This window comes from Allobosea sp. UC22_33, assembly GCF_042700715.1.
In the GTDB taxonomy this organism is placed as follows: Bacteria; Pseudomonadota; Alphaproteobacteria; order Rhizobiales; family Beijerinckiaceae; genus Allobosea.
On record NZ_CP170556.1, the window covers coordinates 4115475 to 4138147 of the forward strand.

General features: G+C 68.3%; 22 protein-coding genes. 6 read left to right on the plus strand and 16 right to left on the minus strand.

From position 1 onward, the window contains the following. Window positions 1-17 precede the first annotated feature (17 nt). From ACFJGT_RS20005 to ACFJGT_RS20030, 6 genes are read left to right on the plus strand one after another with little or no spacing between them, the layout of a single operon-like run. A complete protein-coding gene (locus tag ACFJGT_RS20005; RefSeq protein WP_377841499.1) occupies window positions 18-1547 on the plus strand; it encodes an ABC transporter substrate-binding protein in 1530 nt (509 codons plus the stop codon). Between the two features lie 18 nt (window positions 1548-1565). Beyond that, window positions 1566-2519: an ABC transporter permease gene (locus ACFJGT_RS20010; RefSeq protein WP_377841502.1), complete on the plus strand. Its 954-nt coding sequence runs from the start codon at window positions 1566-1568 to the stop codon at window positions 2517-2519. Continuing rightward, complete coding sequence (locus ACFJGT_RS20015) at window positions 2516-3334, plus strand: ABC transporter permease (protein WP_377841504.1); 819 nt, start codon at window positions 2516-2518, stop codon at window positions 3332-3334. Before ACFJGT_RS20010 ends, ACFJGT_RS20015 begins: the two co-directional genes overlap by 4 nt. Next, a complete protein-coding gene (locus tag ACFJGT_RS20020) occupies window positions 3331-3780 on the plus strand; it encodes a GNAT family N-acetyltransferase (RefSeq protein ID WP_377841507.1) in 450 nt (149 codons plus the stop codon). Before ACFJGT_RS20015 ends, ACFJGT_RS20020 begins: the two co-directional genes overlap by 4 nt. Beyond that, window positions 3780-5039: a UDP-N-acetylglucosamine 1-carboxyvinyltransferase gene (gene murA / locus ACFJGT_RS20025; protein WP_377841511.1), complete on the plus strand. Its 1260-nt coding sequence runs from the start codon at window positions 3780-3782 to the stop codon at window positions 5037-5039. The genes ACFJGT_RS20020 and murA overlap by 1 nt, the downstream gene beginning before the upstream one ends. Then, window positions 5036-5908 carry a BadF/BadG/BcrA/BcrD ATPase family protein gene (locus ACFJGT_RS20030; protein WP_377841515.1) on the plus strand — a complete coding sequence of 291 codons (873 nt, stop codon included), beginning with the start codon at window positions 5036-5038 and terminating at the stop codon, window positions 5906-5908. The genes murA and ACFJGT_RS20030 overlap by 4 nt, the downstream gene beginning before the upstream one ends. A 10-nt stretch (window positions 5909-5918) precedes the next feature. On the opposite strand, the gene ACFJGT_RS20035 is transcribed toward ACFJGT_RS20030, so the two are convergent. From ACFJGT_RS20035 to ACFJGT_RS20110, 16 genes are all read right to left on the minus strand, one after another. Beyond that, entirely contained in the window at window positions 5919-6518 is a 600-nt protein-coding gene (locus ACFJGT_RS20035; RefSeq protein ID WP_377841519.1) for a histidine phosphatase family protein, read from the minus strand. A gap of 7 nt (window positions 6519-6525) precedes the next feature. Further along, entirely contained in the window at window positions 6526-7464 is a 939-nt protein-coding gene (locus tag ACFJGT_RS20040) for an N-acetylglucosamine kinase (RefSeq protein WP_377841521.1), read from the minus strand. Then, complete coding sequence (locus ACFJGT_RS20045; protein WP_377841524.1) at window positions 7451-8140, minus strand: N-acetylmannosamine-6-phosphate 2-epimerase; 690 nt, start codon at window positions 8138-8140, stop codon at window positions 7451-7453. Before ACFJGT_RS20045 ends, ACFJGT_RS20040 begins: the two co-directional genes overlap by 14 nt. Then, the gene (locus tag ACFJGT_RS20050) at window positions 8137-8994 is read right to left on the minus strand and encodes a carbohydrate ABC transporter permease (protein ID WP_377841526.1); all 858 of its coding nucleotides are present in this window, start codon (window positions 8992-8994) and stop codon (window positions 8137-8139) included. The genes ACFJGT_RS20045 and ACFJGT_RS20050 overlap by 4 nt, the downstream gene beginning before the upstream one ends. Next, window positions 8991-9923, minus strand: a complete 933-nt coding sequence (locus ACFJGT_RS20055) for a carbohydrate ABC transporter permease (RefSeq protein ID WP_377841529.1) — start codon at window positions 9921-9923, stop codon at window positions 8991-8993. Before ACFJGT_RS20055 ends, ACFJGT_RS20050 begins: the two co-directional genes overlap by 4 nt. A 191-nt stretch (window positions 9924-10114) precedes the next feature. Further along, window positions 10115-11386 (minus strand): extracellular solute-binding protein, encoded by a 1272-nt coding sequence (locus ACFJGT_RS20060; RefSeq protein ID WP_377841531.1) that lies wholly within the window; start codon window positions 11384-11386, stop codon window positions 10115-10117. 59 nt (window positions 11387-11445) lie between these two features. Continuing rightward, window positions 11446-12339, minus strand: a complete 894-nt coding sequence (locus tag ACFJGT_RS20065) for a hypothetical protein (RefSeq protein WP_377841533.1) — start codon at window positions 12337-12339, stop codon at window positions 11446-11448. Between the two features lie 309 nt (window positions 12340-12648). Further along, the gene (locus ACFJGT_RS20070; protein WP_377841535.1) at window positions 12649-14088 is read right to left on the minus strand and encodes a lipopolysaccharide biosynthesis protein; all 1440 of its coding nucleotides are present in this window, start codon (window positions 14086-14088) and stop codon (window positions 12649-12651) included. A gap of 24 nt (window positions 14089-14112) precedes the next feature. After that, on the minus strand, window positions 14113-15024 hold the full coding sequence (locus tag ACFJGT_RS20075) for a hypothetical protein (protein WP_377841537.1): 912 nt from the start codon (window positions 15022-15024) through the stop codon (window positions 14113-14115). Beyond that, window positions 15024-15272 carry a phosphopantetheine-binding protein gene (locus tag ACFJGT_RS20080; RefSeq protein WP_377841539.1) on the minus strand — a complete coding sequence of 83 codons (249 nt, stop codon included), beginning with the start codon at window positions 15270-15272 and terminating at the stop codon, window positions 15024-15026. The genes ACFJGT_RS20075 and ACFJGT_RS20080 overlap by 1 nt, the downstream gene beginning before the upstream one ends. Window positions 15273-15286: 14 nt before the next feature. After that, a complete protein-coding gene (locus ACFJGT_RS20085; protein WP_377841541.1) occupies window positions 15287-16897 on the minus strand; it encodes an AMP-binding protein in 1611 nt (536 codons plus the stop codon). A 423-nt stretch (window positions 16898-17320) separates the two neighbouring features. Continuing rightward, complete coding sequence (locus ACFJGT_RS20090) at window positions 17321-17797, minus strand: YHS domain-containing (seleno)protein (protein ID WP_377841544.1); 477 nt, start codon at window positions 17795-17797, stop codon at window positions 17321-17323. A gap of 14 nt (window positions 17798-17811) precedes the next feature. Continuing rightward, window positions 17812-18297 (minus strand): hypothetical protein, encoded by a 486-nt coding sequence (locus ACFJGT_RS20095; RefSeq protein ID WP_377841547.1) that lies wholly within the window; start codon window positions 18295-18297, stop codon window positions 17812-17814. A 21-nt stretch (window positions 18298-18318) separates the two neighbouring features. After that, a complete protein-coding gene (locus ACFJGT_RS20100) occupies window positions 18319-19716 on the minus strand; it encodes a tetratricopeptide repeat protein (RefSeq protein WP_377841549.1) in 1398 nt (465 codons plus the stop codon). Between the two features lie 69 nt (window positions 19717-19785). Then, window positions 19786-20982 carry an OpgC family protein gene (locus ACFJGT_RS20105; protein WP_377841551.1) on the minus strand — a complete coding sequence of 399 codons (1197 nt, stop codon included), beginning with the start codon at window positions 20980-20982 and terminating at the stop codon, window positions 19786-19788. After that, entirely contained in the window at window positions 20982-22637 is a 1656-nt protein-coding gene (locus ACFJGT_RS20110) for a thiamine pyrophosphate-binding protein (RefSeq protein WP_377841553.1), read from the minus strand. The genes ACFJGT_RS20105 and ACFJGT_RS20110 overlap by 1 nt, the downstream gene beginning before the upstream one ends. Window positions 22638-22673: the final 36 nt, after the last annotated feature.

Sequence of the window (22673 nt, forward strand, 5' to 3'; positions counted from 1 at the left end):
ACATCAGGAGGGGTGTCATGCTTCATGTCGTGAAACAGGGTTCCGGGCTGCGTCGCGCACTGCGCTGCAGCGTCGCCGCTGCCGCCTTCGCGCTGCTCGCGGGCACCGCTTCGGCCCAGGTGTTGGAGGTCGCCGTCGAGGCTTCGCCCGCCGGGCTCGATCCGCATATCGTCACGGCCTTCGCCTCGTCCCAGATCGTGCTCGGCCCGATCTACGAGGGCCTGACCGCCCTCGACAAGGACCTCAACATCATCCCGGGGCTCGCCCAGTCCTGGACCGCCTCGGCCGACGGCAAGACGGTGACCTTCAAGCTGCGCCCCGGCGTCACCTTCCATGACGGCAAGCCGATGGAGGCGGAAGACGTGGCCTCGTCGCTGCGCCGCGTGCTGTCGAAGGATGTCGGCTCGCCGCTCGCCAGCCGCCTCTCCGCGATGGAAAGCGCGACCGCCGTGGACGCGACCACGCTGGAGCTGAAGCTCAAGGAACCCTCCGCGCCGCTGCTCGCCTCGCTGACCGGCATCGCCATCGTGCCGCGTGGGCTGGAGACCAACAAGGACGCGCTGCAGCGCGCGCCCGTCGGCACCGGCCCGTTCAAGTTCGAGGAATGGCAGCCGAACGGCTTCATCCGTCTCGCCAAGCATGCCGGCTACTGGAACGCGGCCGAGGTCAAGCTTGCGGGCGTGAAGTTCAACTTTGTGCCGGAGGCGGCGACGCGCCAGGTCGGTATCGGCAACGGCCAGTTCGCGCTGCTGCCGCATATCGATGCGGCGACCGCGCTCCAGCTCAAGGGCAAGCCGAATGTCGCGATGCAGGAAACGACCGAGCTCGCCTACACGCTGATCGGCATGAACGCGTCGAAGCCGCCCTTCGACAATGCGAAGGTGCGCGAAGCCCTGAACTACGCGCTGAACCGCAAGGAGATCATCGACGCGGCGCTGTTCGGCAGCGGCGCGCCGGCCGCCCCGCTGCCGGCCGTGCTGAAGGACTGGGCCGTCGATGTAAAGGACCTGCCTTGCTACGCCTATGATCCGGCCAAGGCCCAGGCGCTGCTCAAGGAGGCTGGTGTCGCGACGCCGGTCGCGGTCAGCATGACCGTGCTGCCCCGGCAGGACATCCGCGACATCGCGCAGGTCGTGCAGCAGCAGCTCGGCAAGGCCGGCTTCAAGGTCGAGCTGAAGAACCCCGAGCTCGGCCAGTTCGTGCAGGACTGGCGCAACTCGAATTTCGATCTCTTCGCCTCGACCAATGCCGGCAGCATCGAGCCGGACGATTACTTCTACCGCGCCTTCCGCACCGGCGGCTCGACCAACGTCTTCAAGTACAGCAACCCCGAGCTCGACGCCCTGCTCGACAAGGGCCGCGCGACGCTGGACAAGCCGGCGCGCCAGGCCGCCTATCGCGACGCGCAGAAGATCCTGGGCTGCACCGGGCCTGCGGCGCATATCGCCTATCCCACGCTGTTCAGCGCGGTGCGCAGCACCCTGCAAGGCTACGACATCTACGCCAACCGCTCGCTGGTCTCGCTCGGCCGCGCCAGCCTGCGCTAACGGGGGCAACGTCGAGGCATGCTCCGTCACCTGCTGCAGCGCAGCCTCGACCTCGTGATCGTGCTGTTCGGGATCTCCGTGATCGTCTTCCTGATGATCCGGCTGATCCCGGGCGACGCGGTGGCGATCATGCTCGGCGCCAATACCGAGGTGACGCCGGAGCGTATCGCCGCGATGCGCGGCGCGCTCGGGCTCGACCGGCCCTTGCTGGAGCAGTATTGGGTCTGGCTCAGCCATGCCCTGCGCGGCGATTTCGGCACCTCGATCTGGACCGGCCGGCCGGTGATGCAGGAGATCGCCGCCCAGATCTGGCCGACGCTCCAGCTCACGCTGTTCGCGCTGGTGCTCGGAGCAGGGCTTGCGATCCCGGTCGGCTGCCTGATGGCGCATTGGCGCGGCGGACGGGCCGACCTCGTGCTGCGCGTCGGTGCCATCGCCGGGCTCACCATCCCCTCCTTCTGGCTCGGCATCGTCATGCTGATCACGGTCGCGACGCTGGCGCCGAGCTTCGCCTCACTCGGCTATGTCCCGTTCAGCGAGGACCCGCTCGGCAATCTCCAGCGTCTCCTGCTGCCGGCGATCGCGCTGGCGCTGCCGATCCTCGCCAACCTCTCGCGGCTGGTGCGCACCGCCATGCTCGATGCGCTCGGCCAGGATTATATCCGCACCGCGCGCGCCAAGGGGCTGGGCGAACGGGCCGTGCTCTACCGGCATGCCCTGCGCAACGCGCTGATCCCCTTCGTCACCAGCGTCGGCATCATGACCGGCTATCTGCTCGGCGGCGCGATCGTGGTCGAACAGGTCTTCTCGATCCCCGGCCTCGGCCGCCTGATCCTCGGCGCCATCGCCGAGCGCAACTATCCGCTCGTCCAGGCCACGATCCTCGTCGTCACCATCGGCTTCGTTCTGGTCAACGCCCTCGTCGATTTCGCCTATGCGCTGATCGACCCAAGGCTCAGGACCGCATCATGAGCCAGAGCCGCTGCATCGCCATCGTCGCCGGCATCTTCGTCGTCCTGCAGTTGGCGCTCGCGCTCGCCGCTCCGCTGGTCGCGCCTTACGACCCATTGGCGCAGGACATCGTCGCCCGCCTGAAGGGACCGAGCCTCGCGCATTGGCTCGGCACCGACCATCTCGGCCGCGATATCCTCTCGCGCATCCTCTACGGCTACCGCACGGCCTTGATCGCCTGCGGCATCGCGGTCGGGCTCGCGCTCGTGATCGGCGGCAGCCTCGGCCTGCTCGCCGCCTTCTATCGGGGATGGTGGGATCGCATCATCATGCGGGCGATGGACATCCTCTTCGCCTTCCCGGTGATGCTGCTGGCGATCGGCATCATCGCCATGCTCGGGCCGCGCACGGAGAGCGCCGCGATCGCCATCGCCGTGGTCTATGTGCCGATCTTCGCGCGCCTGATCCGCGGGCCCGCCATGGTGTTGGTCGAGAGCGATTTCGTCGCCGGCATCCGCTCGATCGGCGCGACGGATATCAGGATCATGCTGCGCCATATCCTGCCCAATCTCGCCTCGGTCATCCTGGTGCAGAGTTCGCTGCTGCTCTCGGCCGCGATCCTGGTCGAGGCCTCGCTTTCCTTCCTCGGCCTCGGCACCCAGCCGCCGACGCCTTCGCTCGGCTTGATGCTGGCGGAAGGGCGCAATTTCGTGCTGCTCTCGCCCTGGAATGCGATCTTCGCCGGGTTCGGCATCCTCCTGCTCTCGCTCGGCTTCAACCTGCTCGGCGACGCCTTGCGCGACGAACTCGACCCGCGGCTCCGGGGCCAGTCGTGATCATCCGCAAGGCGGCCGCGAACGATATCGCCCCGGCCGCCGTGCTGATGGCACGGGCCTACGCCACCCACTTCCGGCCGATCATCGGCGATGCCGCGCTCGATTTCGACAGGGCGCATTTCGAGGCCCGCTTTGCCCGGGAGCTCGCTGAGCTGACGGTCCTGGACGCGGATGGCGTGCGCGGCGTGCTGCTGGTCAGGGACGGGCATATCGCCATGCTCTTCGCCGCCGAGACCGGCCAAGGCCATGGCGCCGCGCTGCTCGCTTATGCGGAAGCAAATGGCGCCCGGTCGCTCGAAGTCTTCGCCGCCAACGAGGGCGCGCGCCGCTTCTATGAGCGGGCCGGCTGGCAGGTCGCCGATGACTGCGAGCGGGAGTTCGCTGGGGCGCAGCATCTCTTCCTGCGCTATGAGAAGCCGATGATTCCGGCACGGAGACAGGGCTGATGGACAAACTCCTGATCCGCGGCGGCCAGAGGCTATCCGGCACGGTCGAGATTCGCGGCGCGAAGAACGCGGCGCTGCCGGCCTTCGCCGCGGCGCTGCTCTCGGACAAGCCGTTGACCCTGCGCAACCTGCCGGATGTCGTCGACATCCAGACGATGCAGGCGCTGCTCGAAGGCTATGGCGTGACGTTCTCGGGCCGGGCCGCCGATGCGCTGACGCTCGATGCCACCAAGGCCGGGCCGCGCGAGGCGAGCTACGACATCGTCCGCAAGATGCGCGCGACCATCCTTGTGCTCGGCCCGCTGGTGGCGCGCTTCGGCCAGGCGCGCGTCTCGCTGCCGGGTGGCTGCGCGATCGGGGCGCGGCCAGTCGACCTTCATATCAAGGCGCTGGAAGCACTCGGTGCCGAGATCACCGTGGCCGGCGGCTATATCGAGGCCAAGGCGCCGCGAGGCCTGACCGGCGCACGGATCGTCTTCCCCTTCTCCTCGGTGGGCGCGACCGAGACCGCGCTCTTGGCGGCGAGCCTCGCCAAGGGCGAGACCGAGATCGTCAACGCCGCCAAGGAGCCCGAGGTGCTCGATCTCGCGCGTTGCCTCACGGCGATGGGCGTCAGGATCGAGGGCATCGGCAGCCACCGCCTGCTGGTCCAGGGCGCGCAGAGCCTCTCGCCCGCGACCCACGAGATCGTCGCGGACCGGATCGAGGCCGGCACCTATGCGGTTGCCGCTGCGATCACCGGCGGCGAGCTCGAGCTGGTCGGCGCGCGACTCGAACATCTCGCCGCGGTCGGCGAGGCGCTGGAAGCAGCCGGCGTCCGGCTCTGGCCGAGCGATCGCGGGTTGATGGTGACGCGCCCCGGCCGGCTCACCGGCATCGACATCATGACCCAGGCCTATCCCGGCTTCTCGACCGATCTGCAGGCGCAGTTCATGGCGCTGATGAGCGTGGCGGACGGCACCTCGCTGATCCGCGAGACGGTGTTCGAGAACCGCTTCATGCATGTGCCGGAACTGGTCCGGCTCGGCGCCGACATCACCCTGAAGGGCACGAGCGCGACCGTGCGCGGTGTCGCCAGCCTGAAGGCGGCGCCGGTGATGGCGACCGATCTGCGCGCCTCGGTCAGCCTCGTGCTCGCCGGCCTCGTCGCCGAAGGCGAGACCGTGGTCAGCCGCATCTACCATCTCGACCGCGGCTATGAGGCGCTCGACCGCAAGCTCAAGCGCTGCGGCGCCGATATCGAGCGGGTTCCGGCATGAGCGCGCCCGCCGATCTCTATCTCGGCGTCGATGGTGGCGGCACCGGCTGCCGCTGCCGCCTCGAAACCGCAGCCGGCGAGGTGCTGGGCTCCGGCATCGCCGGCCCGGCCTCGCTCCGGCTCGGGCTCGAAACCTCGCTTGGCGCCGTGATGCAGGCCGCGCGTGGCGCCATCACCGAGGCCGGGCTGAGCGAGGCCGATCTCGCGCGCGTCCATGCCGGCATCTGCCTTGCCGGCATCGGGCGCAAGGGCATGCAGGAGGCGCTCGCTGCCTGGGAGACGCCCTTCGCGCAAACCGTGTTCGAGAGCGACGGGCTGGCGGCCTGCCTCGGCGCGCATGCCGGCGAGGATGGCGGCATCGTCATCATCGGCACGGGCTCGATCGGGCTCGCCCGGGTGAACGGCGAGGAACTTCGCATCGGCGGCTACGGCTTTCCGATCGGCGACGAGGGCAGCGGCGCCGATCTCGGCCTCGCCGCTATCCGCGTCTCGCTGCGTGCCCATGACGGGCGCGAGCCGGCGACGCGCTTCACCCAGGACGTGCTGGCGCGCTTCCAGGCCGATCCCTTCGAGGTCATCGCCTGGATGGACAAGGCTCACGCCACCGATTACGCGACGCTCGCGCCGCTCGTGCTGCGCCATGCCGATCTCGGCGATTCCCATGCCCGCATGATCATGCAGAACGCCGCTGCGATGATCGACGCGATGGTGCGCACGCTGTTCGAGCGCGATGTGCCGCGGGTTGCGCTGATCGGCGGCCTGTCATCGGCGATGGAAGCCTGGCTCGCGCCGGATGTCCGGCGCCGGCTGAGCCATGTGAAGAGCGATGCGATCGCCGGAGCGCTCTCGCTGGTGCGGACGCGGGGCTGACGGTCAGGGGTCAAGGCGTCGTCCGTGCCCCTTCAGGAACGATGTCGTGCCAGCCATGGCGCAGCGCCCAGCTTTCCATGTCGAAGGCGAAATAGCAGCCGCCGCCCGCGATGGGCTGGCCATGCCGGCGCGAGATCGGCTCGCCCAAGAGGTCGCTGAGCAGCAGCGTGCCGACGCCGCCATGGGCGAAGATCACGAGGTCGCCTGTGCCGCGTCTCGCGGCGATGCAGGCGGCGACGCCGGTCTTGATCCGGGCCTGTGCGTCGCGCGCCGTCTCCCAGCCGAGAATGCTGGTATCCGGCTGCCCGAAGAACTGGTCGACGATCTCCCAGAAGCGTGGCGGCGCGACATAGCCGGTGGCCGACCGGTCGTTCTCGCGCAGGTCCTCGCGCGCCGTGAAAGGCAGGCCGCGAGCGCGCTGCAAGGCCTCGGCGCAATCCATCGCCTTGCGCTCGTCGCTGGTGAAGACGTCGGTCACGTCAGCCAGCTCCGGTCGCTGGCAGAAGGCTTCGATGCGCTGCCAGCCGATAGCAGACAGCCCCCAATCCGGCACGGGAACCTGCGGATCGACGACGACTTCCGGGTGGGTAACGAAATAGACCGTCGGCATGCTATTCCTAGAAGCGCGTCTCATTTGCATAAGCAAGCTCGCAGGCTAGGCTGGCCGCACAGCCAGGCACATCGACCTGCGTCTCGTCCAGCGCGACCGGGGGCGCCACGAGCGCCTGGAAGCGCTGGGCGATCAGCGGTGACAAGGTCGCGGCGCGTCCGCAGAGGGCCACGGGCTTGGCGCCGACCCTTGCCCTTAGCGCCAGCGCGAGCCGTGCCAGTTCCTCGCCGGCTTGCATGAAGATTTCTGCGGCTGTCGGATCGCCAGCGTCTCCCGCCGTGGCGACCGCGCGGGCGAGCAGGCCGAGGCTGCCGCGGTCGCCGCCATAGACATGGGTGCGCACGGCGTCCCAGGAGGCTCCTCCGAGCGCCTCTGCGAGAGCGCGGCCGAGCGGACTCTTCCAGCCGGAGCCGGGAGACTCGTCCTCGCGGCGCAGCAATCGGCGCAAGGCCTCGGCCGCGATCCAGGCGGCGGAGCCGCCATCGTCAATGAGAACGCCGCGCCCACCGGCGCGGATGATCTCACCCTCAGTGCTGAGGTGGTAGCCGATCGAGCCTGTGCCGGAATAGACGATGATGCCCTCGCCCGGCGCGAAGCGGGCGCGATAGCCCAGCCACATGTCGTCAACGACGAGGATTTTCGCCTCGGGGCAGGCAAAAGCCGTCGCCAGGATTTCGGAAAAAACCGCCCTGACAGCGCTTTCCGGCCCGAGGCCGGTGACGCCCGCGACGATCGCACCCGGTCGCCCGATATTCCCAAGCTCTCCGGCCAAGCGTGTGAAGATGCCGGCGACCCGTTCACGTTCGCTCTGCGTGAAGACGTGGCCGGTCATCGGCTCCATCTCGCCGCGCGCGACGATCGCGCCCGAGGGGGCGGACAGGCACCAGCGCGAGCCGGTGCCGCCCGTCTCGATGCCGAGGCCGAGCCTGTCGTCAGGCGCCGGCATGGCGGGCGAAGCGGCGGGTGACCTCGCGGGGATTGGTGATCGCCGTGCCGACCACCACGGCATGCGCGCCGGCGGCGAAAGCCAACTCCAGTTGCTCCGGCTGCTCGAAGCGCCCCTCGGCGACGATCGGCACGGACACCGCCTTGGCGAGGGCCTCGATCAGGGCGATGTCGGGGCCGAGGGCCTTCCGCGCTTCCGTCTCGGGCGTATAGCCGGAGAGCGTCGTCGCGATATAGCTCGCGCCGAGTGCGGCGGCGCGCACGCCGTCCTCCAGCGTCGCGCAATCGGCGAAGACCGGCTTGCCCAATTCGTCGCGGATGCGCGCGATCAGCCGGTCCAGCGGCTCGCCGTCGCGGGGCCTGTCGGTGGCGTCGAGGGCGATGATGTCGGCGCCGGCCGCGGCGATCGCTTCGGCGCTGGCGAAGTCCGGTGTGATATAGACCGGGAAGCGGTCGTCCCAGCGCTTGAGGATGCCGATGATCGGCAGGCGGCTGACGGCCCGGATCGCGGCGATGTCGGCGGGGCCATTGGCGCGCAAGGCGAGCGCGCCGCCCTGTTCGGCCGCCTGCGCCATCGCCGCCATGAAGGCCGGGCCGTGCAGGGGATTGTCGGCGCGCGCCTGACAGGAGACGGCGAGGCTGCGCGGTGGGATCAAGGCTTGGGCGGAGGCTGTCACTTAACCGCTCCCGCCGTCATGCCGCGAATAAACTGTCTGGACATCAGGATGTAGACGATGGTCAGCGGCAGCGCCGCGATGGTGAGGCCGGCGAAGAGCATGCCCCAGTCGGTGGTGTACTCGCCCATGAACACCGAGAGGCCCTGCGGCAGGGTCTTGCGGGCGTCGGTCTGAATGAAGACCAGCGGGAAGAAGAAGTCGTTCCAGGTCGGCACCGCGTTCTGGATCGCGGCGATCACCATCGGCGGGATCGAGAGCGGCAGCATGATCGAGATCATGATGCGGGGTTCCGAGGCGCCGTCGATGCGGGCGGCTTCCTCCAGCTCCACCGGCAAGGTGCGCAGGAAGCCGGTCATGATGAAGATCGTCGAGGGCAGGCCCATCGCGGTGTAGATCAGGATCAGGCCGAGCCTTGTATCGAGCAGGCCGAAATCGCGCATCTGCAGGAAGAGCGGGATCACCGCGAGCTTCAGCGGCAGCATCAGCCCGGCCAGGAAGAACATGAAGATCGCCGAATTGCCGGGGAATGAGTAGCGCGCCAGCCCATAGGCGCCCATCGTGCCGAGGATCAGCGTCAGCAGGATCGAGGTGCCGGTAATGACGACGGAGTTGACGAAATAGCCGGGCAGGCTGGTCTCGCCCCAGATCCGCGCGAAATTCTCGACATAGGTGAAGTCCGGCAGGGCGAAGGGCGCGTCGAAGATTTCGGCCGTCGTCTTGAAGGCCGAGAACACCATGATGACGATCGGGTAGAGCATCAGCACGGTGTTGCCGATCAGAAGCGCGGCGGCGATCAGGCTGCCGGCGCTGCTGCGCGGGAAGAGCGGGTCGTTGGTTGCGGCGTGGGAGGTCACAGCGCGATCTCCCGCTTGCGCAGATACTGGGTCATGACGGTCGCAACCGCCGCGATGAACAGGAACATCAGCACGGCCAGCGCATTGCCGTGCCCGAAATCCTGGATGCCCGCGCTCTGGTTGCCGAAGGCCGTGCGGTAGAAATACAGGCCGAGCACGTCGGTCGAGCCATAGGGCGAGCCGTCGAGCCCCGCCATGATGTAGGGCAGCTCGAACCAGTTGAACGCGCCGATGAAGAGCAGCGTCAGTGTGATCGTGGTCGACGGCGTCACCAGCGGCCAGACCACGCGGGTCAGCATCTGCCAGCCGTTGCAGCCGTCGAGCTTGGCGGCTTCGAGGATCTCGCGGGGGATGCGCTGCATGCCGGCGAGATAGACCAGCGCGGGAAAGCCGACCCAGTGCCAGGCATTGGCGAGCACGAGCGCCGGCAGCGCCGTCGTCTCCTGGCCGAGCCAGGGCTGGCGCCAGCCGCCCAGCCCGGCCATGTCGAGCAACTGGTTCACCAGCCCGAAATTCGGATCGAGGAACAGCTTCCAGAGGAAGCCGACCAGCACGGTCGACAGGATGACCGGCATGAAGATCGCGACGCGGTGGAAGCGGAAGCCGAAGGGCTCGCGATAGATGAACCAGGCGAGCAGGAAGCCGACGCTGTTCTGCACCACGAAGAGCGCGAAGAAGACGAAGAGGTTATGGCGGAAGGCCCGCCAGGTCAGCGCGGCGAAATGATCGCCCACCAGGACGTCGGCGAAGTTCTTCAGGCCGATGAAATCGCCCCGCGCCATGCCGTCCCAGCGATAGAAGGCGGAGCTGAGCGCCGAGAGCAGCGGCCAGACCACGAAGGTCAGCATGATCGCGAGCGGCGGCAGGATCAGGAAAGCGATCCAGGCCGCGCGGCGGCGCTTCTCGCGGTTCTTGTAGTCCGTCTGCATCGGCTCTGGCTTTCGGGATGCGCCGGGGAGACAAGCGGCGGCCAACCTGCTGCGGAAACACAACGTCATCCCGGGCCTGCCCCGGGATCCATCGTAAGGCTGCGCGCCTGACGATGGATCCCGGATCGGCGCAGCTTCGCCGCTTGTCCGGGATGACGGCGCGGGTTCGCGTTAAATCAACGCGCCGGGATCTACTTCTTGAAGGGCGCGTAGTAGGTCGCGATGCCCTTGGTGATCTCGGCGCCGATCTCGGCCGGGGTCGCCTTGCCGGCGAGCATCTTCTGCACGCCCGACTGCAGCAGCACAGAGCCGGTCGGCTCCTGATAACGGAAATTGACCAGCATGATGTAGGGCATCGCGCTCTGGTTCAGCGTCGCGACCTCCTTCAGCAGCGGGTTCTCGAAGGCCACGCCCTTGACCGGCGAGATGTTCTGCAGGTCGTTCGAGAAGGCCGTGCCGAATTCGGGCGTGCCGAGGAAGCGCAGGAACTTCAGCGCTGCGTCCTTGTTCTTCGAGGCCGCGTTGATGGCGAAGCCGCCGTCATAATAGAGCGCGACCAGCCGCTGGTCGCCGGCCTTGGCGACGGGCGAGGGGAAGAGGCCGAGCTTCAGCTTGGGGTTCTGGCGCAGGAAGTTGGCGATCTCGAAGGAGCCGCCCGCAAACATCGCGGCCCGGCCGGCGGCGAAGAGCTGCTGCGAGGCCGCATAGTCGACGCCCGAGAAGTTCGGCGCGAAATAATCCTTGATCTCGTTGAGCTTGGTCAGGGCCCCGACGAAGCGGGCATCGGTGAAATCGGCCTTGCCGGCCATCACGTCCTGCTCGAACTGCTTGCCGATCAGCGAGGAGAGCAGCGAGCCGACGATGGTCTCGTTCTGCCAGGCCGTCGCCGTGCCGTTGCCGAACGGGTTGATACCCTTCTCCTTCAGCGTCTTGGAGACGCCGACGAGCTCGTCCCAGGTGTTCGGCGGCGTGACGCCGGCCTTCTCGAACAGCTCCTTGTTGTAGATGATCAGCATGGTCTGCGAGGCGAGCGGCACGGCATAGAGCTTGCCGTCGGCCCGCATTGTCTCGGCCGCGATCGCCGAATCCGGGAAGTTCGCGAATTCCGGCACCATCGTCTTGTCGAGCGGCACCAGATAATCCGGCTTGCCGACGCCGAGCGTGCCATAGGCGCGCACCTGGACGATGTCCGGCCCCGTGCCGCCGGCAAGCGCGGTCGACAGCACCGTGTTGTAGTTCGCGGCCTCGAAGGCCTCGAACTTCACGTTGATGTCGGGATGCTGCTTGCGGAAGGCGGCGATGAACTTGGCATAGGCGGCCTTGTCCTCCTGGCGCCAGCTCCACAGCGTAAGGTCTTCCGCCTTTGCCGGCGCGGCGAAGGCGGTCGCGGCGGCGAACAGCGTCAGCGCCAGCTTGCCAAGCGTGCGCCTGACGATGGATTTGGTCTCGATTCCCGCAGACATCTTCACTCTCCCTGCTTGTCCCTGCCGCCTTATGACGGCTTTTCGATCTGGTTGTCGCGTCAGCCCGGCGTCACCAGCAGCGCCGTGGCATCGTCATGGATCTTGACCCGCCTGTAGCGCTCCGCCTGCGCGTCCGCGCTTTCCAGCCGCCGCAGCTCGGTGATGACGCCTGCGGCTCCGATGCGCTTCGCCTCCTCGACCAGCCCGCGATCGTCACGATGCGCGATCACATCGACAAGGCGCATGAAGCCGTCGGATGCGAGCAGAACGGTCGCGGTCGGAGAGATGGCTCCGGAAAACAGGCGCAGGCCGGCCGTCCAGGCGAGGCCGGGATTGACCGCCCAGTAGCCGCCCGCCCGATTGAGCCAGCGCCGATTGCTCAGGATCTGCGCCAGCGCCTTCGGCGAGATCACCTCGCCGGGAAGATGTCCGTCGGCAGTCGCCGCCGCGATGGTTCGGGCCTCGAACGGGTTGCTCGACGGGTCGGTCCAGCGTTCGACCCGGTCTCCATCCTGGATCAGGATCGAGACGTCGCCGATCACCGCGCCCTCGATGCGACAAGCATCGCCGTCGCACCGCAGGCGGATGAGGCCGAGCACGGCGGAAGGCCCCTCGCCCGCCTCGCGCTCCGGATGGCCTTCACCCAGCGCCGCGTAATCCTGGTGCAACTGCCGCTCCAGCCCTTCGGCCCAGGCCGTGAAAGCCAGGTCCTCAGGCGGGTTCGCCCGGAGAATCGCGTCGATGCGCCGGACGAGCCAGGCTCCCTCCGATTCCCCGGTGGTTCGGGCGGCGCCGGAAAAGAACGCCGAGCCGTCGATGATCCAGGCGCAGGAGCCGGTCGCGCCGGACATGTCCTCGTTATGAGCGGCGCTGCCCTTCTCGCTGGCCTGCGAGATCACGCGCCAGCCCGGCCCGGCCTCGCCTGCAGCCGGCGCGGAGCGGTCGATCGACACTGAAACGAACCCCTCGCCTTGCACCGTTCCGGACGCTCCCATCAGCCGCGCCTTACGTGAGCCGCGATCACCACATAGACCAATATAGAACCAGTTTCGCGGGCACAAGCCGGAATCTGGCGCTTCAGCAACCTGGGCGCTGACCAGCCTCGACGCGCCGGTACGACTCGTCGTCGGATGGAGCCCCCTTGACGGCGCCGGATGTCAGGCCGGACGCGACATGGGGCTGGATCACCGGGAAGAAGGCGACCGTCGGCAGCGCGGCACCACCGCCTGCGGCCGGAAGGATGCTTTCCAGCGCAAGCGCGCCTAGCTGTCGCGCTTCCGAAAGAACGTGTCGCGCGCCAGTTGCGTGAGCGCGCGGTGCTCGAACAGAGCATAGGTTGCGAGATAAGCAATTCCACCGGCGCAGCAGATGGCGATCAGGCCGAGGAGCCCCTCGGGCTTCGGCAGAGCTGCGAGGACCGCGGCCATCGCCAGGCAGGCCGCCCCCGTCACGAGCACGGCACGCCCTCGCAGCAGGGCCCCATGGTGCCGCGCGACCAGGACGACGGCCAGTGCCGTGGCCAGCATGGCGGCGACCAGGCAGCCGATCACGGCGCCCAGGATGCCATGAAGCAGTGCACCGGCGCCACACAGCAGCACCGTGGCCACCGCCTCGACGCCATCCAGCGCCGTCATCAAGCGCGAGCGGTCGGTCAATTGCAGGATTTCATCGAGATAGTGATTGCGGAAGGCCCGCACCGCGCCGGCCAGCATGGCCACGGGCAGGATCGCCGCCGTCATCTCCTGATAGGCCGGCGCGGTCAGGAGCCGCGCGGCCGGCTCCGCGACGAAGGCGAGCCCGATCGTCGCAGGCGCCAGCACGGCCAGCAGGATCGGCCCGGCAATCAGCAACTGGCTGACGCCGGCTGCGATGCCTTCGGTCCGGGCCCGGCTGGCCGCCATCGGAAACAGCGCCGTCGTCGCCAGCACCGAGAGCTGGGTCGCGATGCGCTGGCCGATGCCCCAGCCGACATGGATCAGTCCCACCGCCGCCGCGCCGAACATCAGGTCGGTCACGAACCGCATGCTCTGCATCGAGCCCCAGGCCAGACCTGCGCCCATCGCGGTGAAGACGCCGTAGCGGAAGGCCCTCCGCAGCGTGGGACGGTCGATGCCGCCGCAGACACGGCGATAATCGAGCTTCAGTCCCAGAGGGAGCGCAGCCAGAAAATGGCCGAGCGCCATGGCGAGGAATGCGACCGTCAGATTGGCCCCGAACAGGGCAAAGCCGGCCAGGCTCAAGCCGAGGCTCAGGCTCGGCGCGGCCATCTGCGCGAAGGCATGCAGACCGATCTGCTGCTGCGCCCGGGCCCGCACGCTCGCATGCATGACGAGCGCGCGCATCACGCCGGCCAATGCCGCGCTGGCGACGAGGCCGGGCTCCACCGGTCCCTCCGCCAGCGCCACGGCGCAGCCCGCAACCAGCAGGGCCTGCACGATCCCGGCCAGGGCGATCACGCCGATCTCGGTGCGATCCTGCCGCGCGCGCAGGGCCGGATCATGCTCGTCGAGATAGCGCAGCACATATTGCGACCACCAGGACAGCGTCGCGATCTGCGCGAGATCCTGCAGCGCCACCACCAGCGCATAGAGGCCGAGCTCGGCCGGCGGCAGCCAATGGGTCAGCACCACGATGGTGGCGAGCTGGATCAGCGGGCCGAGTGTTCCCGCCGGCATATAGAGCAGCGTCTTGCGGAAGAGCATTGCTGTGCGCCTGTCTGCGGCTGCCTAGGAAACGCCGAACAGGACGAGCTCGGAATAGGCGTAGTCGAGCCGGTCGCGGTCGACCACGCCACGCCAGAAGCGCTGCCGTCCGGGCCGGAAGAAGGCGCCCCGCGGGCAATCCTCGCGGCAGGCGTCGATCGACAGGAACAGGATGCCGCGGCCGGCGAGAAAGCGCATCACCGCCGGCAGGTTCCGGATCACCGCCTTGCGGCTGCCGGCGAAGATCAACTGTGCGAAGCGCACACCCTTGCGCCGGATCGGCCGGAAGAGCAGCGGGCAGGTCCCGGCTTCCTCGCAGAGTACGGCGGCGATCAGCCCGTCCCGCTCATGCCACTCCAGCATGGCGGCCTCGGCCGGGCCGAGCAGGGCGGCCGCCTGCGCCAGAGACAGCATGCTGGTGCCGCGCCGGGCCGGCAGCGCGGCCCAGGGCAGGATGCCCGCGAGGATCATGCCGTTGCTCCAGGGCGACAGGCCGACAGCCGCATTCATCCTGTAGATCGACTCGGACGCGGTGAGATCGGTGACCAGCCCATCGCTCTCATCGACAATGGCGCGCAGCATCGGCACGGCGCGCCAGCGATGCGCCGGCTGGATGTACCAGCTCGACAGGTTGATCACCGGGTAGAGCATGCCATCAGGACGGCTGCGCGTGCTGCGCAGCGTCAACATGACGCCGACGGCCTGGCCGCCCATCTCCAGGAAATAACCGAGATTGTCGTCCTGCAGCAGGGCCTGTCGCTCCAGCCCCTGCTCCCAGAAGGCGCGGCTGGTCGCGGGAAAGCCATCCATCAGCAGCGCCACGGCCTCGTTGCACCGAGAAGGCCCGAACGGGCGCAGGAAGCGCGGACGCGTACGGACAGGCGTCGCAACCTCGGGCCGGACTTCCGCACAGGTTTCCGCGCTCGTATCCCGCATCACGCCGGCTGCTGGCCTGCCAGCGCCTCGAGCTGGGCGAGAGTATCGATCCGGGTGATGTCGAAATCGGCATCGGCCAGATCGAGCCCGTGATCGCGTTCGAGCAGCGCGAGAATTTCGGCCGCCGCGAGGGAATCGAGCCGTCCGCTCAGGAACAGCGACTCGGTGTCATCGATCGGGCCGGCATGTCCGGCCTCGGCGAGCAATGCGACAACGGTTCGGCGCAGGCCTTGCGTATCGGCGTTCACAGATCCTCCTTGCATCAGGAAACGGGCTCCGCAGAGCGAATGCCTCCGGACGGAGCCGGGGCGGGACGGGCATCTCGATCGAGCCCGCGGGCGAGCGCGCTGCGGTCGATCTTGCCGTTGATGTTGCGCGGCAGCTCCGGGCAGATGACGATCCGGCCGGGCACGAGATAGCGCGGCAGCCGACGCACCAGATCCTGCCGGATCGCCTCGACATCGCCATGGCCGCCACCGACGAAGGCGACGAGCCCATCGGCCGAACCATGGGCGACCGGCCAGGCCACGGTGGCGACGAGATCCGTGCCGGCCGCCCGGCGCAGATGCGTATCGATCTCCTCCAGCTCGACGCGGTTGCCCTTCAGCTTGACCTGATTGTCGACCCGGCCGAGATGGTGGAAAACCCCTTGCGCATCCATGCGTCCGAGGTCGCCGGTCAGGTACCAGCGCTCGCCGCGAATGGTGCGGAAGCGATCGTCTGTCAGCTCCGGCAGACCGAAATACCCGATGCCGAGCTGCGGTCCCGCCAGCGCGATCTCGCCGGCCTCGCCCGCCGCGACCGGCTGCTGCCGCTGATCGAGAATGGCCACTTTCATGGTCGGATAGGGCCGGCCGATGGCGAGGACATCCCGCCCTTCGGTCACGACCGGCGGCTCCGTCAATGACTGGCGCAGACCGATCACCGTCGCCTCGGTCGGCCCGTAGATATTTTCGACGACACCGTTGGGCGTTGCCAGCGCCCAGGCCTGCGCAGCCGAGACCGGCAGCGGCTCGCCGCAGAAGATCGACAGCCGCAGACTTGGAAAGATGCCCGGCTTGAGCGCGCCGCTCTGCCGCATCAGCGCGATCACCGTCGGCACCGACATCCAGGCCGTGAGTTCTTGGCCGCGGATGAAGCGCGCCGGAGCCAGCATCTCGAGCTGCGACATCACATGCAGCGACGCGCCGGCGCGCAGGCAGAGGAACAGGTTGTGGACCGAGAGATCGAAGGTGACGTCGCAGGCCTCGCCGATCCGGTCGGCAGGCCCGTACTGCGTCCAGGGCTCGCTCTGGTCGAGATAATGAGCCAACGAACCGGCCGAGATCATCACGCCCTTCGGCAACCCGGTCGTGCCGGAGGTGAAGATGATGTAGCCCGTATCGTCGGAAGCAACGGGAGCCGGCTCGTCGAGCGGCGCGGCCGTCACCGTACCGCGCGGGATCACGGATTGCGCCGGCCGGACGGCTACGAGTGCGCGTCCGGGCGGAATCACGACGAGATCCGGTGCGTGAGCGAGAACCTCCGGCGTCAGGAGGCCCACACCATTCTCGTCGGTGATCAGGGCATCAAGCTGCAACTGGCCGAACAGGGCGATCAGGCGCTCGGCCGGCCATTTGAGGTTGAGTGGAACATAGGCGCTGCCGGCCCAGCAGGCTGCAAGGATACCGATATAGGCTTCGGTGCTGCGCGTGCCGAGAACGCCAACGCGGCGCGAACGACGACGACTCGCGAACAGCCCGGCCAGCTCCGCCACCTGTCGCGCGAGCGCGCCATAGCTGAGCTCCCGACCGCCGGCATGGAGCGCCAATGCGTCCGGCCGGACCCTCGCCTGCCGCGCCAATTCACGCGCCAGATTGAAACAGCCCCCCAACTCTTCCCCCAGCCACAATCAAAAAGCGAATAGAATTTCCTTATCTTGTTGCAATCTCGACAAAACGCAATCGAGCTGCTGGTTAATTCAACAAGCCCTATCGGGACAAGGAATCTTATTCTTCAGAATATAATAATAATCTGAATTAATCTTAAGGCCGCAGAGGCGCTCGCTGGACGGCCCACAAGGATTGATGCGACGAATGGCGCGGCATCCCGGGGGTTTGCCCCGCCTCGCCTGGGCTGTCGACCCTGACGCCAACAACTCCGCCGTCGCCATAGGTCGCCCGAGCCGGAAGCAGCCGCCGATATCATCCTGCAGATCGGAGCGAGCACGCACGACGTCATGGCGCGCACCATGGCCGCCGGCGGCACCGCAGGGGAGGATGCGAGGGATTGAGGCGCTCGATTAGTGTCTGCGCTTCTACCGGATATCCTTCGCCATCAAGCGCGGCCAGCTGCCGTCGGCGCGGGCGATATAGGTCTTCGTCCGGGCAAGCCAGGTATCCCGCACACCCAGGTCGTAGTTCAGGTAGAGCCGGCCGTCGACGATCGACCAGGCCTCGGGCTCGATCTTCACGAGGTAGCCGCGCGAGGTGCCGTAGGCGCAGAAGCCGCCATAGGCCGGCAGGTAGCGCTCCGGATCGGCCTCGAACAACGCCTTGTGCTCGGCGCTGGCAAAACGCCAGAGCGCACCGCCATGGTGAACCGAGAACTCGGGCTTGCCCAGCCGCGGGCCACCGTCGCGGAAATAGGCGACCGGATCATAGCCGCGGATAGCGAGACCATCGCGCGAGCCAAGCGTGTTGACGGGGCGCGGCACCTCGGTCTTGGCCCTGACCTCGTTTCCGGCAGCCAGCGCTGCCGCGGCGAGACCGATGCAGGCGCGTCTGTCGAGCATGACCGATCCCCCGCTCAAGCCTGGCGCGCTTCGAGCGCCTCGAAGACATAGGCGGCGAGATAGCCGTAGATCGCATGACCGATGAGGCTCATGAAGGACAGGCGCGGCACGTCGTTCAGCAGGAAATGCTGCCCGGCCAGAGGTGCGAAAAAGCCGAGCGCGATGAAATAGGTGATCACGCCCCAGATCCAGCCATCGGCCGGCATGCCGAAGCTCTTCACCCAGCGCGTCAGCCCCCAATAGCCGAGGGGATAGAACAGGAAGCCGGTGGTGAAATGCAGCAGCTTGGCGGTCGGCGTCGAGATCGTCAGGCCGAGCTGATGGTAGAAGAGCGACTTCACCAGCTCCGGCGGCTCCAGCGGATATTCGGCGAACCAGGCGGTCGGCACGGCCGAGAACAGTTCCCAGAAGCCGAGGCCGGCGAAGCCGCCGAGCGCAAGATTGATCACGGTGCGGGTGGAAGGCAGCGCGAAGCTGCGGGTCATGGTCGCGGTGGTCATGGCAGCGGGCCTTTCCGGATGTCAGTGGGCAATGGCGAGCGGGGTGGAAGCGATGGCGAGCGCGGCGAGCCGTCCGGCGCCGCGACCGCGCAATTGCGCCAGCCGGCGGGCCGCGAAGAGATTGGAGCCGCCGCGCCGCCGCAGCCTTTCGCCGAGAATCTCGGCGGCGCGTTCTTGCTCGCCGGCCCGGATCAGGCTCTCGGCATAGGCTTGCTCGAACAGGTCGCGCTGGGCATGGCTGCCGCCGATCGCGATCAAGCCGTTGCGGGCCGAGCCGAGCAGGCGGGCGGCCTCGTCATAGTCGCCCTCGTGGAAGGCGATCAGCCCGAAGGCGGCGAAAGCGCCGTGGCGGGCGGCGGCGCGCCGCTCGATGCTGGGGTGGGCCTTGGCATCCTCGATCAGGCCGCGGGCGATGGCCTCGGCGCCGTCGGCATGGCCGGCGCCGAGCAGAGACAGGGCATAGTGCAGATCGGCGAAGACGAGACGGCCGTCATGGACGCGCCCCTCGGCCCTGGCGGCGAGCTCTTCCCAGCGCTCGCCGACATCGACGCCGGCATAGTCGAGCCGCGCCAGCAGCGAGGCGCCATTGGCGATGTCGCGGTAATCGTCGGTCGGTTCGGCCCGGATCTCCTCGTCATAGAGCCGCAGCACCTCGCCGGTCTCGCCGCGCTCCAGCCGGAACAGCGCGAGGTGCCAGAAGATGTGGAAGCGCAGGTTGTTGGCATGGGCGATGTCGCGCCCGTCGCCAAGCCAGGCGATGCCTTCCTCAGTGCGGCCGGTCATCTCCAGCACATGGGCGACGGCATGGCGGCCCCAGGCGTCGCGGGGGCTCAGGGCCACCGCCCGGCGGCCGACACGCTCGGCCTGCGCATAGAAACCGCGCTCCTCCAGCGCGAAGGCATGGCAGCCATGGACGAAGCCGGCGAGCGGATGGCTCTCGGCGAAACCCGGCGCGAAGCGGTTGAGCGTCGCCAGCATCTCGGCCTGGTCACCGAGCATGAAGCGCAGGCCATGTGCGAGCTTGAGCGCCAGAACATCGAAGGGATGGGCGAGGAGGATCGCCTCCAATCGCTCGGCCGCCCGCCGCGGGGCGTCGTCGAGCCAGAGCGCCAAGGCTTCGACGATCATCGCTTCGCGCCGCGTCACCGGCCGCAGCAGCGCGGCCATGCGCGCCTTGGCGAGGCAATCGCGAGCCGGGGCGACGAGCTCGGCGCGGGCCAGCGAGAGCAGCATCAGCCCCTTGGCGGCATGGGCCAGCGCGAAGTCGGGATCGGCGGCGAGCACCCGGGCGAGATGCTCGGGCGTCGCGGCGGCATGGGCCAGCAGCGCCTCGAGCATGTCGTTCCAGGCGAGGCGCGCGGCATCGCTGGAGGCGGTGATCGGGTCGCCGGAGAGATCGTGATGAACGGCGTAAGACATGGGCTGCTCCATTGCCGCGCCGTGAAGGGCGCTTGTCAGGGAGTTCGCAACGGCTCGATCAAGGGGCGTTCAACTCGCTTCACGGACCCGTGTTGTCAGCGGAGCGCTTGCGGGCGGCGCGCTCTGCGCCGCGCTTGCGGGCTTACGCCCCCCGCCGGCCCAGGGCGCGCTCTTGAACCAACCGACCACGCATGCGGTGGCGAGGATCAGCGCGAAGCCCGCGAGATTGAGCAGAGCCACCACGACCTCGCCGCGCCCGGCCATGTCGGCGATCGTGCCCAGGAGCCGCGCCAGCACGACGCTTGCCAGGAAGCAGGCGAGCGACTGCCGCCCGATCAGGATGAGCAGATGGCCTGCGCCGCGATCAAGCCGGTCCCGCCAGGGCTCGATCAGGCTGAGCGCGAGATAGGCGAGCGCCAGGAAGTGCAGCACGCGCAGGATATGCAGATCGGTCTTCTCGCTGGCGGGGATGACGAGATCACGGGCCGCCTGCGCCAGAGGCCAGTGCTCCAGGATGCCCCAGAAGGACAGCGGCACCGAGAGCACGAGGAAGAGCGCGGCTCCGATCATCAATCGCCGGTCACCAAGCGCGGGTACCGGCAGCCATTTCATGGCGATGAAGAAGCCGATGAAGAAGATGAACTGCCAGGCGAAGGGATTGAGGAACCAGCCGGCGCCGGTCCAGGGATTGCCCGACAGGTTGAGGCCGCTCGCCCAGACCGCCGCATAGAGCGTTCCTGCGATCAGGAAGGGCAAGACGGCATGGAGCCGGCGCGCCAGCATCATCACCGGCACGAGCGCGAGGATGACGAGATACATCGGCAGGATGTCGAGATAGTCGGGCTGCCAGCTGAGCGTGGCCAAGCCGAGCAGGGCATTCTCGGGATCGGCGAGCAGCGGCTGGAACTGCTGCGCCAGCACGGCGAGGCCGAAGAGCCGGTCGAGCGCGGCGGCGAGCGCGATCAGCGCCAGGACGAGGCCGATCTGCGCCCAATAGACCTGCCAGATCCGGTAGGCGATGCGCGCGGTCCCGAGCCACAGCCCGCGACGCGAGAAGACGCTGCCAAAGGCGAGCGCGCTGGCGATGCCGGAGCAGAAGACGAAGAGCTCGGCGCCGGACGAAAAGCCGAAGCGGGCGGGAATCCAGGCGTTCCAGCTATTTTCCGGCAGATGCGCCACGAAGATGATCAGCATCGTCAGGCCGCGAAAAAGGTCGAGCCGCTCGTCGCGGGGGCGCTTCGCGGGGGCGGTGGAAGCTGCGTCCATCAGAACGCTCCCTCGTAGCTGGAAGCATCGATGCGGCAGGCGAGCACAGTGAAACCCGTCCGCCGGGAGGCCGCTTCCGCCTCGCGCGCCAGCGTGTCGCGGTCGTCGATCGTCGCGCCATGCCCGCCCATCGCGCGAGCGACGGCGGCAAAATCGGTCTCGCCGATATCGACACCGGCGCGGGCCAGGCCGAGCTGGCGCTGCTTCAGCGCGATCAGCCCGAGCGCCTGATCCACGAGCACGACGACGATCACCGGCAGGTCGAGATCGCGCAGCGTCGCCAGTTCGCCCAACACCATCTCGAGCCCGGCATCGCCGACAAAGCACAAGGTCGGCCGGCCGGAACCGAGCGCCGCGCCCGTCGCCAGCGGCAGGGCGCAGCCCATGGTGCAGAGCCCGCTCGACTGCAGCAGGCGGCGCGGCCCGTCGCAATTCCACATCTGGCTGAGCAGGATGCGATGCGCGCCGGAATCGGCGGTCGCGATCGTGCCGGCCGGCGCAATGCGGCGCAGCGTCTCGAAGACGGCATGCGGCCCCCATGCGCCGGGACCGGCAAAGGCGGCGTGGAGCGCTTCGCGGACCGCCGCAGGCTCGCCCCCCGGCCAGCCTGTCCTCGTCGCCTGCCCTTCCGAGAGCTTCGTCAGCGTCATGGCGACATGGCCTTCCAACACCAGGCTGGAAGAGTGCATGCCGTGCTGGAGCGGCTCCGCGACGATGTCGATGACGGGCTTGCCGGCGGGCCAGGGGTTCCGCCAGCCCTGGCGCATCTCGATCGGGTCATAGCCGGCGAGCACGATCAGGTCGGCCGCCTCGATCAGCGGACGAACGAGCGCGTCGGCCTTGGGCGAGAGGCCGACGGCCCCGATCACGCGCGGATCGCCCTCGGGCACCAATCCCTTGGCCTTGTAGGTGGTGAGCAGCGGCGCACCGGTCTGGGTCAGGAACCCGTCCAGCGCAGCCGCTCCGCTCTCTTGAGCGACGAGGTCGAGCCCCGCGATCACCAGAGGGCGCTGCGCGGAGGCGATCAGCGCTTGTGCCTGCCGAAGATCGGCCGGGATGGAAGGCGCCGCGGCGGGCATGGCTGGCGCTGCGCGCCTGGCGGTGCGGGCTTCGGCGACCGAGATCGGCAGGTCGATATGCACCGGGCCCGGCCGCCCGCGCCGGGCTATGGCGACGGCCTTGGCGACGACGAGGTCCTCGGTGCCAATAGCGGCCCGGAAGCTCGCCTTGACCAGAGGCCGCAGCAGCGCCTGATGGTCGAAGATCTGATGCGTGTAGCTCTCGGCCAGCGCTTGGTCGACGCAGCCGGTCACGAAGACCAGCGGCACCCGGTCCTGCTGCGCATTGGCGACGACGTTGACCGCATTGGCGACGCCGGGGCCGAGCGTCGCGACCAGGACTGGCAGCGCGCCGGTGGCGTGCCAGAGGCCCTCGGCCATGAAGCCGGCGGCGTTCTCGTGCCGGGCCAGCTCGAAGCGGAGGCCGGCGCGTTCGAGCGCATCGACCAAGGCCAGCACTTCGCCGCCGGGGATGCCGAAAGCGTGGGTCGCACCCGCCGCCCCGAGTTGGGCAGCCAGGAGATCGGCGCCGGTCACGAAGCCCGCCGGATCGGCTCCGGCCGGCTCCGCGGCCGCTATCCGTTCGTGACGCATCATCTCTCTCCGCTTCGCCGCTGCAGCGGCTATGCGGGT